Raw genomic sequence first — 10,956 nt, 5'->3', positions numbered from 1 at the left:
GTGCGCGACGCAGACACCCTGTGGGAGCGAGCCTGCTCGCGATTGAGTGCGTAGCACTCACCAAATTTATGCATCACTCGAAGCCTCCAGCAAAATCCGCCCGCTGGAACACGTGGCGGTCTCGTTGCGATAGGCGAAATACAACTTGCTGCGTACCGGATCGAAACGCAGGTGTAACTGGATTTCATCGCCGGGGCGCACCAGTTGCTGGAACTTCAGCACTTCCATGCCGGCGAATTTTTCCGGCAGGTTCATCAGTTGCTGGCCAAGGCTCAACGCCCAATCCACTTGCACCACGCCGGGCAATACCGGCGCCTGAGGGAAATGGCCGCTGAAGTAGGCGAGGTCCGGTGGCACCGCCAGTTGCAGGCTCCATTCGCCATCGGCTTCGACCTGCTCCAGCACTTGCGGTGCCTTTGGACGCGGCGCGAGCAGCTGCGCTTCGACGTCGGCCTGAGGCAGTTTGCCCTGAGCGTTCAGCGGCAACTGCCGCAGTAAACGCCAGCGTCGAGGCAAGGCAAGGGCTTCGCAATGCTGGCTCAGGTGTTGGCGCAATGCCTGAGTGAGGGTGCGTCGCCCTTGATTGCGCAAGGCATGCAAACCTTGCTCGCTCAGCACCAGCAACGCACCCAGTGATGCGCGATTTTCCTGAACCACGCCCAGGCGCGCTTCGGCGACCCAGTCGTGGGCCATCAGCGCGTGTTCCAGCATCGGCAGGGAGATACGTTTTTCTTCCAGTTTGACGATCCGGTCCAGACGGCCCAGCAATTCGAAGCGGCCATCGGCAGCGATTCGCGCGGCATCCGCGGTGTGTTCAATATGGCCGGGTGGCAGGTACGGCGAGGCAATGAGCAGCGCGCCATCGCTGTCCTGGCTCAATTCGATGCCGGCAAACGGCTGCCACAAATCAAGTCCCTGGCGCCAGGCAATGCCGCCGGTTTCCGAGCTGCCGAAGATTTCCGTCGGCCACTGTTGCAGGCGTTGCTGCAGGCTTTGCGCCGCCTCGGCCGGCAATGCGCCGCCCGAGGAAAACACCCGACGAACCGCGCTCAAGGCCGGCCAGTCGAGGTTGTCGCCCATGCGTTTGAGCAGCGCCGGGCTGGCGACCCAGGCGAAGGCCGGGTGTTCGCGGCTGGCGCGCTGCAAATCTTCCGGAAAGGCCAGTTGCTTGCGCACGAACGAGCGCCCGGCACACAGCGGCCACAACACCCGAAACAGCAAACCGTAGATGTGTTGGGTGGCGACGCTGCCGATGATGCAGGCTTCAGCCAGATCGGCGCCCCAGAGGTGTTCCAGAGCTTCGACTTCATTGGCCAGTTGGCGCAGGTTTTTGTCGATGCGTTTGGGCGCGCCACTGGAGCCGGAGGTGCACAGGCTAAGCGAGCAGCGATCCAGGTCCAGTGCTGCTGCACTTAGCGGCGCATGGCGATAGTCGCTCAACTGAGCGTCATCGGCCTGATCTGTCAGCCACAGATCGACTTCGCTCGACCAGCGCTGGCGCGTCTGGGGTTGCAGGTCGGCAGGCAGCAATACGCTGATCCCGGCACGCCAGGCGCCAAGCAGGGCAATCGCCAGGTCGGCGGCGTCTTCCAGATGCACGGCAATGCGCTGCACACCCTGCGCTTGCAGGCCGGCGGCCAGGCTCAGGGCCTGTTCGCACAATTGTGCGTGATTCAGCACCGGCCCGGCCGTTACGGCGCGTTCCGGCTGAGCCTTGAGCAACAGGTGCTCAAGTTTTATCCAATTCATGGGTGGCCTCGTACCCGTTGTCGTATGAGCCATTCAATGGCAAACATCAGGCCGATCAATCCATAGGAGATCAGGCCGGTGTACAACATCCACCAACTCAGCGGCGCCCAGAGGGTCAGGGCGGCGGCGCACAAACCGTTGCAAAGAAAAAACCAGCACCAGGCAATGGTGACCTGGCGGGTGTAACGAATGGCCTTGGCCGGCAAGCGTGGCTCACGCAGGCGGGCCAGACGCTCGATCATCGGCGGGCCGAATTTCAGGCTCAACCCGAACAGCACCAGCATGAAGCCGCTGATCAGCACGGGGTACCAGCGCAGCATGGCAGGGCTGTCGAACAGGGCGAGCAACAGGCAAAACACGATGGCGACGATGGCCATCCACAGGCTTCCTGGTCGCCGCACGCCCGTCACCGCTCGCGCCAGCCACAGGCTGCCCAGCAGCAGGCCGAACTGCCACGGGGCGAAATGCTCCATGCCGAAATACACCGCGAAAGGGTACAGCAGCCCCGCGAGCAGCAGGCCGAGGCCGATCAGTCGACTCATGCGGCCGGCTGAACCAGACGGTAGACCGCCTCGACGACGTCGCTGACGGTACGCACCGATTTGAATTCTTCGGCGGCGATTTTCTTGCCGGTCTGGCGTTTGATGTGATCGATCAGGTCGACCGCGTCAATGCTGTCGATTTCCAGGTCCTGATACAGGTTGGAGTCGAGGCTGACACGTTCTGGATCCAGCTCGAAGAGTTCGACCAAGGCATCGCGCAAGGTGTTGAAAATGTCGTCACGAGTTTGCATGGTCCGGTCTCAAGCTGCCTGTTTTGCAGTGACGAACGCCGCAAGGCTCGCCACGTTGCTGAAGTGATTGCGGGTGTCCTTGGCGTCGGCATCGATTTTGATGCCGTACTTTTTCTGGATCGCCAGGCCGAGTTCCAGGGCGTCGACGGAGTCCAGGCCCAGACCTTCACCGAACAGCGTCTGGTCATTGCCGATGTCTTCGACGCTGATGTCTTCGAGGCCAAGGGCGTCGATGATCAACAGTTTTATTTCACGGTGCAGATCGCTCATCTTCGGCGAGCTCCTTAATAAAGTAGTGATGCAGGTAATCATTGAGCTTGCGCGAGGCTTGAGGCGCCGGGCCTTGTGCAGCGAAGGCCTGTGGGTCTATATCGGCCCCGACACGGAAACTGAAGTGCACGCGACGTTTAGGGATCCGATACCAGGGTTCAGCCTTGGTCAAAGTGGTCGGGCTGACCTTGATGACCACCGGTGTGAGAATTTTCGCACCGCGCAGTGCGATCGACGCCGCACCCCGATGGAAGGCGGGTGCTTCGCCGGGCTGGGTGCGGGTGCCTTCGGGGAAAATGATCAGGGTCTGGCCGCTTTTCAGCGCGTCGGCCGCGGCGTCGAGCATGTCCATGCTGCCATCGTTGCTGATGTATTCGGTGCAGCGTAACGGGCCACGGGTGAAGGGGTTTTCCCACAGGCTGCTTTTGACCACGCAGTTGGAATGGCGCACCAGGCCGATCAGGAACACCACGTCGATCAGCGACGGGTGATTGGCGATGATCATTTGCCCGGGGCGGCCGAGTTTTTCCGCGCCCTCGATGTCGTAGGTCAGCACGCCGGTGCGGGCCATGAACCGGACGAAAAACCAGAAACAGCGGCTGACGGTTTGCCGCGCACGCAAGCGGTGCGTCTGCGCATCGCCGGGCAGACAGCCCAGCACCGGGAATACCACCAGGCGCAGGCAAAGCCCGCCCAATCCGAAGAGGGTGAAGCTTGCGGCGGTGGCCAGCAAACGCCAGTAATAGGCGTCGCGGTTTTTTTCGGTTACCGATTGCGTTGCCAGTTCCATACACGATTTTTCCAGGCATGTTGGCAGGTGGTCTGCTGGCCCAGCAGGGTACGCAAGAGATTCAGGGCATGGGGCCAGTGGGCTTTGGACAACTCATCCGAAGTGCTGTTCAAGGACAGTTGCCAGTCATTGCCCGGTGTGAGCAACAAAGCCACCGCGTAGGGAAACGGCACGTCGTCGATCCAGGTCGAATAGGCTTCGGGTGGCTGCTCTTCGGTGACCACCAGCAGGACGGCGGGCGCTCCTTCGCCAAGCAGCGCCGCAGCCTCTAGCATGCCGTGTTCAAGGCCATCGCCGGCCGCAGCCAGCGCGGTCATTTCGCTGGTTTCGCCGCGCATGATCGACCACAGGCCGATGACTGCGTTGTGCACAGACAGGCTGAACTGAGTCGGCGACAGGGGCTGATCGGCGGCCAGATCGCTGAGGATTTCGAAGGTGCGCGGGGTTTCGCCGTGGCGGGAAATAAAGACCAACGGTAGGTCAGGGCGACCATCGGCCAATGGCCAGCCGACACTGAACGCCATCCGCGCCAGGCGGCTGAGCCGCCGCCGTTGCATGGCCGGCAGAAACGAGACGTCGGGGGCGGCATCGCAGCTTGGCAGCACGACCGGTTGTCGGCTCCAGGCCTGCCAATCGTCCACGCTTTCGAGCCCAGGGGCCCACGCGCGCCATTGGGCGATGTTGAAGTTGATCACAGATATTCATCCCGCCCCTGCGGGCTTTCTTGACGCGGCAAGTCGCAAAATCGGCGATTCACCTGACGTGACGCTGAGCGTCGAGTGGCGCGCATTATCCCGTTGCGGCGGGCGCGTAGCAAATGCTGGTTACATTTTGCTCAACGAAATGTACCGATTGGTTCGTGAAAAGCTGTCGTTTGGCCATTATCCACATCGAGTCGCGTATGTCTGTCGGCTACGGGCGCATTTTTCCGGACGAGAAGGCGGCTTTTTCGGTGAGTGTTTGCACCTGACTGCGTAGTCCCTGTGCCGGCGAGGTAGCTAAGCGACGCCGTGGACTACTACACTCGGTCATTCTTTGATACACGGAGGTTTTGACATGCGGCGCGTGGTATTCAATCAGAAAGGCGGCGTAGGCAAATCCAGCATTGCCTGCAATCTGGCGGCGGTCAGTGCCAGCGAGGGCTATCGCACCCTGTTGGTGGATCTTGATGCTCAGGCCAATTCGACCCAGTACCTCACCGGGCTCACCGGTAATGACATTCCGATGGGGATTGCCGACTTCTTCAAGCAAACGCTGTCTTCAGGCCCGTTCTCGAAGAAAAACCAGGTCGATATCTACGAAACCCCGTTCGACAACCTCCACGTCATCACCGCCACCGCCGAACTGGCGGACTTACAGCCCAAGCTTGAGGCGAAACACAAGATCAACAAGCTGCGCAAACTGCTCGACGAGTTGGCCGAAGATTACGACCGGATCTACCTCGATACGCCGCCAGCGCTAAATTTTTATGCGGTTTCTGCCTTGATTGCCGCCGATCGTGTGCTGATCCCCTTCGACTGCGACAGTTTCTCGCGCCAGGCACTGTACGGTCTGCTGGCGGAAATCGAAGAATTGAAGGACGACCACAACGAAGGGCTGGAAGTGGAAGGCATCGTCGTCAACCAGTTCCAGGCCCGCGCCAGCCTGCCTCAGCAAATCCTCGACGAGTTGATTGCCGAAGGGCTGCCCGTGCTGCCGGTGTACCTGGGCACTTCGGTGCGCATGCGCGAATCACACCAGGCCAACACGCCGCTGATCCACCTCGACCCACGGCACAAGCTGACCCAGCAATTCGTCGAGCTGCATAGCCTGCTCGAAAACGCCTGATCTCGCGAAGACACCGAACACCTGTGGGAGCGGGCTTGCTCGCGAATGCGGTGTGTCAGCCGACATCAACATTGGCTGACACTCCGCATTCGCGAGCAAGCCCGCTCCCACATTTGATTTGGGGTGGCTTCAGATCCCCTGACTACGTAACCAGCTCATCAACTGCGGCAACGGAAACGCCCCGCTCTGGCGTGCCACTTCCCGGCCGTTCTTGAACAGAATCAGGCTCGGAATCGAGCGAATCCCCAACTGCGCCGACAACTGCTGATTCGCCTCGCTGTCCAGCTTGGCCAGCCTGCATTTGCCCGCCAACTGACTGGCTGCCTGCTCAAACACCGGCGCAAACGACTTGCACGGCCCGCACCAGTCCGCCCACACGTCCACCAGCAACGGCAGATCGCCCTTGATCTGACTGGCGTAATCACCTTGTTTCAATTCGAAAGGCTTGCTCAGCAAGACCTCGGCTTTGCAGCGCCCGCATTTCGGTTGATCGCCGAGGCGCTCGGCGGGGATGCGGTTGAGGCCGTTGCAGTGGGGGCAGGGGATGAGGAGTGGTTCGGACATAATCGGGCTCTGAATAAATGGGTAATCAGTGAAGCTGATCTGGAGTCGAAGTCGGTGGTTATCAAGGCGACATTCCGTAAGTCACTCAAGAGGAACAACTGATCTCCAAATGCTTCCCCCACTCCGGTGGCCGTTCGGCGTAACCCTCCATCCCCGGCTGCTCATCGAACGGCCGGCTCAGCACCGCATGCAGCCGGCGAACCTCTGAATAGTCGCCGCTTTCCGCCGCGTCGATGGCTTTCTGTGCCAGGTAGTTGCGCAGGATGTAGAGCGGATTGACCGCGTGCATCCGTTGGCGGCGTTGTGGCTGGTCCACTTCACCTTCGCGGGCAACACGGGCGACATAACGTTCTGCCCAGGCATCGAAGCCCTTGATGTCGACGAAGTCGTCGCGCAAGCGGACGACGGCCAGCTCGGGTGACTCGTCGCCGAGGCGGCGGAAGAACAGGCTGTAATCGACGCCGCTGTTCTGCATCAGTTGCAGCAATTGCTCCAGCAGTTTCTGGTCATCGTCTTCGGCGGTGGTGAGGCCGAGGCGGCGGCGCATCAGGTCCAGGTAATGGGCCTGGAACAGTGGCAGGTACAGCCCGAGGGTTTCGCGCAGGGCTTCGACGCTGATGAACGGCGTCAGCGCCTGGGCCAGGGCGCTGAGGTTCCACTGGCCTATCGGCACCTGGTTGCTGAAGGAATAACGGCCCTGATCATCGGAGTGGTTGCAGATGAAGTTGGCGTCGAAGTCATCGAGGAAGGCGAACGGGCCGAAGTCGAAGGTGATGCCGAGGATCGACATGTTGTCGGTGTTCATCACGCCGTGGCAGAAGCCATAAGCCTGCCATTTGGCGATCAGCTCGGCATTGCGCTCGACGATTTCGCGGAACATCGCCAGGTACGGTTCTGACTGTTCGAGGCATTCCGGGAAGTGCATGGCCAGCACGTGCTCGCCGAGCTCTTTCTGCTTTTCGGGGCGTTTGGTGTAGTAGAAATATTCGAAATGCCCGAAGCGCACATGGCTCGGTGACAGGCGCAGGATCATGGCTGCGCGTTCCTGTTTTTCGCGCCACACCGGCGTGTCGGAGCCGATCACGCACAACGCACGGGTGGTCGGGATGTTCAGGGCATGCAGCGCTTCGGACGCAAGAAACTCACGGATCGACGAACGCAGCACCGCACGGCCATCGCCCATGCGCGAAAAAGGCGTCTGGCCGGCGCCCTTGAGGTGCAGGTCCCAATGCTCGCCGGCTTCGTTGTAGACCTCGCCCAGCAGCAGTCCGCGACCGTCGCCCAGTTGTGGGTTGTAGGAGCCGAACTGATGCCCGGAATAGACCATCGCCCGCGGAATCGCATCGGCCCACAGCTTGTGGCCGCTGAACAGCTCGGCGAACTCCGGGGTTTCGGCCACGGCCGGATCAAGGTCGAGCAGCGCCATGGCGGCAGGGCTCGCGACGACCAGGCGCGGATTGTCGATGGGCTCGGGCAGTACGTGGGCAGAAAACGTATCGCCCAGGCGATCGAAGCGATTATCGAAGGTCAGTTCGTCGAGGGCTTTCACCGGCCATCTCCAGCAGAATGTCCGAGCATTCTGCTAGGGATAGGGCGGTTAGTCGAGTTTGGCGGGCGGCGGCTCTTGCAGCGGTTTGCCGTCGGCCATCGGCACGATGGTTTTGGCTTCCGGCTCGATGGGCACCATTTTGTATTCCTGGCCGTGCAGGTTCTTCAGGTAAACCTCCATCTGCCGGAACGAAATGTTGATGTGCTGCTTCTTGAACTCGCGGTTGATGAAGCGGTTGACCTCATCGAGTACCGGGTTGCGGTCACCGAGGTCGCGCACATGCATGCGCAGCTCGTGGTCGAGGGTGCTTTCGCCGAAGTTCAGGAAGTACACGTGCGGTTCCGGATCCTTCAGCACGCGCGGGTTGTCCCGGGCGGCTTTGAGCAGCAGTTCTTTCACCAGGTCCAGGTCCGAACCGTAATCGACGCCGAGCTTCAAGGTCACCCGGGTAATGGTGTCGGTCAGTGACCAGTTGATTAGTTGCCCGGTGATGAACGTCTTGTTCGGGACGATGATGTCCTTGCGGTCGAAGTCGGTGATGGTCGTGGCGCGGATGCGGATCTTGCTGACCGTGCCCGACAGGTTGCCGATGGTGATCGTGTCGCCGATCCGCACCGGGCGTTCGAACAGGATCATGATCCCGGAGATGAAGTTCGCGAAAATCTCCTGCATCCCGAAACCAAGTCCCACCGAAAGCGCCGCCACCAGCCACTGCAACTTGTCCCAGCTCACGCCGAGCGTGGACAGGGTCGAGACGAAACCGATACCGGCAATCACGTAAGACAGCAGCGTGGTCGTGGCGTAGGCGCTGCCCTGCGCCAGGTTCAGCTTCGACAATACAAACACTTCCAGCAGCCCTGGCAAGTTGCGCGCGAGGGCGAAGGTGATGCCGATGATGATCAGCGCCCCCAGCATGTCGCCGATGCTGATCGGCACCATGCTCATGTTGGCGCCGGTGCCGCTGGTGTATTCGTAGAGGGTGATGTTGTCGAGGTACGAGAACACCGAAATCAGATCGGACCAGACCCAGTACAGCGCAGCGATGAAGCCGCCGAGCAGCGCCAGGCGAATCAGGCGCAACGACTGCTCGTTGACCTTCTCGATGTCCAGGGTCGGCTCTTCGATCACTGCTTCGCCATCGCCGGCCTCTTTCGCTGCCTGACGTTTGGCCAGGGCGCGCTGGTACGCGAGACGGCGTGCCGCAACGCTCAGGCCGCGGACGAACGTGGCTTCGATCACCAGCCAGAACATCAGCAGGTAAAGCGTGTTGATCAAGCGGTCGCTGAGCTTCAGCGCGGTGTAGTAGTAGCCGAAGCACACCGCCACGAACAACGCGACAGGCAGGACGGTGAACATGACCCCGACCGCTTTGCGGAACAACGAGGCGTTTTCGTGCGTCGGGCTGCTGATCAGCAATCGGCTGAGCAGCCAGGTCATCAAGGCGTAGCAGATCAGTACGACCGGCATGCCCAGCACGTCATCGGCCAGCCCCGCCGGTTGCAGCTCGGCAACGGCCACCACCGCGACCAACGCCATGACCACCAGCCCGAGACGACGGACCCAGCCCTGGAGGAATTCGACCTGAGGCTTTTCCCAGCGGAAATGCAGTTCGGCGACGCCGCCCGGCGCGAGGATCCGGTAGGCGGTGTAGAACACCAGCCAGGCCTGAGCCATTTGCAGCAGCGCCGCGCCCATGTTGGCGTTCTGCCCCCGAGCGTCGATTTGCAGGGCCAGGCCACACAGGGCCAGGCCCAGCGCAACCGGCAATGCCAGCAGAATATTGACCAGAATCGCCTGCGGCGTGTGCAACTGGCTGTCACGCTTGAAGTGGCCGATGTCCTGGTGAACCTTGTTCAGTCGGGCATACAGGCTTTTGCGCCGCCACAGCAGGGCGCCGATCACCAGTACCAACGGGAGAAACAGCAGCGGTCGCTGAGTCAGGCCGTCAATCAATTCACTCACGCTCGACGCCAGCGGCAGGGTCGCCACCTGGCGTTGCAGACGTTCCGGCACGCCGCGCATCCATTCAAGATCGAGCGGCTTGTTGCTGGGGATCCAGAACATCTGTTCGTCGAGGGTCGCCCGCAGGCTTTGCGCGGTGCTGAGCAGTTGTTTCTGATTGAGTTGCAGCGTGATCGATTCGTTGAGCACCGCACTGAGTTCGCGGTTCAGCCGCTCCAGCAGGTCGGCGCGGGTCGTGGCCAGTTCCAGCAGGCTCTTGCGCAGTTGCGGGGTGACTTGCTCGGGCGGCTGAGTCGATAGCAGGTTGTCGACATAGGTCGCCGGGTTGCTGAGCAATTCCCGTTGCTGGCTGACTTCGAACTGATACAGGCGAATGTCGGCGATCTGGTCGGCCAGGTCGCGGTCGACTTTGAGGCGCGGCAGGCCCTGTTTCTGTTTGTAGAGGATTTTCGACAGCAGCAGGCTGCCCTTGAGCACACTGATTTGCTCGTCGAGGGCCGAATCGCTCTGGGTTACGTTGTCGAGTTGCTGCTTGGTTTGCAGGTTCTGCTGGGTGACTTCGTTGAGACGGTCGGTGCTCTTGAGCAAGTAGTCCGAAAGCTTCAGGTTTGCCGCACTTTCGGTGGCCAGCAGGGCGCTGCCGCCGGACTTCTGCGCTTCGATAGACTGCTGCGTCACCGTCTCCTGGGACTGGGCCAGGCGTTTCTGGTTGATCAGGTTTTGCAGCTCCTGGATTTCGCGATCCAGGCGGTCGGATTTTTCCGAGAGCAAGTCATGCTGGCTGTTGCCCAGGTCCTGCAACTGGCTGTTGCCGGCCAGTTCCTGGCGACGCAGCGGGATCAGCGCGTTCAGTGCCGCGAGTTCGGCATTGAGCAGGTCGCGTTGTTCGCTGCTCAAGGTCTTGCCGTTGTCTTTGCCGGCCTTGAGGATGTTATTGATCTGCTGGATGCGCGTCTGGCTGGTGGAAATTTCAGCCTGGGCGCGCTCAGGGCGGGTCTGGGCGGTAATGACCAGGCTGTTCGCATCAGCGAGGGCTTTTTGCAGATCACTTTGCTGGGTCGCGCGCTCGGTCAGCATCTGCTCGAGCTGCTGCACGGATTCTTTGCCATAGCGTTGCGCCACGGGGATGGCGCTGCTGGCTTTGAGGCGCGTCAGTTCGCGCTGGTTCTCGATGTTCTGCTTGGGCGCTGTAGCGAGTTGCTGCTTGAGATCGGCCAGCTTGCGCTCGTAATCACGCTTGTTGTTGAGCTGGGTCAGCGTGCTTTGCAGCAACGTTTGCAGGGCTTTCTGATCGGCTTCCGGCAGTTTGCGGTCGGCGATCTTGTCCAGGCTCGCCTGCACGGCTTCGCTGGACGGTGGTTCCGCCGCTTGCAGTGTGCCGACAGACAGACTCAAGCCCAGCAGGGCCATGATGAAAAAGGTGCGCAGGGTTGACATAGAGACCGATCGAAA

The 10,956-nt window shown here is 61.0% G+C and carries 10 protein-coding genes; 1 reads left to right on the top strand and 9 read right to left on the bottom strand.

The window, feature by feature from the left end; genetic code table 11:
• Nucleotides 1–66: 66 nt before the first annotated feature.
• From ACM6IO_RS26330 to ACM6IO_RS26305, 6 genes are read right to left on the bottom strand one after another with little or no spacing between them, the layout of a single operon-like run.
• The gene (locus tag ACM6IO_RS26330) at nt 67–1,749 is read right to left on the bottom strand and encodes an AMP-binding protein (RefSeq protein WP_414912507.1); all 1,683 of its coding nucleotides are present in this window, start codon (nt 1,747–1,749) and stop codon (nt 67–69) included.
• Nucleotides 1,746–2,291 carry a hypothetical protein gene (locus tag ACM6IO_RS26325; protein WP_008025126.1) on the bottom strand — a complete coding sequence of 182 codons (546 nt, stop codon included), beginning with the start codon at nt 2,289–2,291 and terminating at the stop codon, nt 1,746–1,748. Before ACM6IO_RS26325 ends, ACM6IO_RS26330 begins: the two co-directional genes overlap by 4 nt.
• Nucleotides 2,288–2,542: an acyl carrier protein gene (locus ACM6IO_RS26320; protein WP_008025124.1), complete on the bottom strand. Its 255-nt coding sequence runs from the start codon at nt 2,540–2,542 to the stop codon at nt 2,288–2,290. Before ACM6IO_RS26320 ends, ACM6IO_RS26325 begins: the two co-directional genes overlap by 4 nt.
• Before the next feature lie 9 nt (nt 2,543–2,551).
• Complete coding sequence (locus ACM6IO_RS26315; protein ID WP_008025122.1) at nt 2,552–2,812, bottom strand: phosphopantetheine-binding protein; 261 nt, start codon at nt 2,810–2,812, stop codon at nt 2,552–2,554.
• A complete protein-coding gene (locus ACM6IO_RS26310; protein ID WP_008025119.1) occupies nt 2,793–3,602 on the bottom strand; it encodes a lysophospholipid acyltransferase family protein in 810 nt (269 codons plus the stop codon). Before ACM6IO_RS26310 ends, ACM6IO_RS26315 begins: the two co-directional genes overlap by 20 nt.
• Nucleotides 3,578–4,303, bottom strand: coding sequence for a beta-ketoacyl synthase chain length factor (locus ACM6IO_RS26305; protein ID WP_008042032.1), 726 nt, complete (start codon nt 4,301–4,303; stop codon nt 3,578–3,580). The genes ACM6IO_RS26310 and ACM6IO_RS26305 overlap by 25 nt, the downstream gene beginning before the upstream one ends.
• Nucleotides 4,304–4,658: 355 nt before the next feature.
• Between ACM6IO_RS26305 and ACM6IO_RS26300 the strand changes: the two genes are divergently transcribed.
• Nucleotides 4,659–5,429, top strand: coding sequence for a ParA family protein (locus ACM6IO_RS26300; RefSeq protein ID WP_008025116.1), 771 nt, complete (start codon nt 4,659–4,661; stop codon nt 5,427–5,429).
• Nucleotides 5,430–5,558: 129 nt separating this feature from the next.
• Here the strand turns inward: ACM6IO_RS26300 and trxC are convergent, their stop codons facing one another.
• The 3 genes from trxC to mscK form a co-directional block, all read right to left on the bottom strand.
• The gene (gene trxC / locus ACM6IO_RS26295) at nt 5,559–5,993 is read right to left on the bottom strand and encodes a thioredoxin TrxC (RefSeq protein ID WP_008042033.1); all 435 of its coding nucleotides are present in this window, start codon (nt 5,991–5,993) and stop codon (nt 5,559–5,561) included.
• 85 nt (nt 5,994–6,078) lie between these two features.
• On the bottom strand, nt 6,079–7,542 hold the full coding sequence (gene selO / locus ACM6IO_RS26290) for a protein adenylyltransferase SelO (RefSeq protein WP_414912506.1): 1,464 nt from the start codon (nt 7,540–7,542) through the stop codon (nt 6,079–6,081).
• Nucleotides 7,543–7,590: 48 nt separating this feature from the next.
• Nucleotides 7,591–10,941 (bottom strand): mechanosensitive channel MscK, encoded by a 3,351-nt coding sequence (gene mscK, locus ACM6IO_RS26285; RefSeq protein ID WP_223480696.1) that lies wholly within the window; start codon nt 10,939–10,941, stop codon nt 7,591–7,593.
• Nucleotides 10,942–10,956 lie beyond the last annotated feature (15 nt).

The sequence above is a fragment of the Pseudomonas sp. IT-P44 genome, assembly GCF_949768225.1.
GTDB lineage: Bacteria > Pseudomonadota > Gammaproteobacteria > Pseudomonadales > Pseudomonadaceae > Aquipseudomonas > Aquipseudomonas migulae.
The sequence above is the reverse complement of the archived record's forward strand: the minus strand, read 5'-3'. Positions and strand labels throughout refer to the sequence as shown.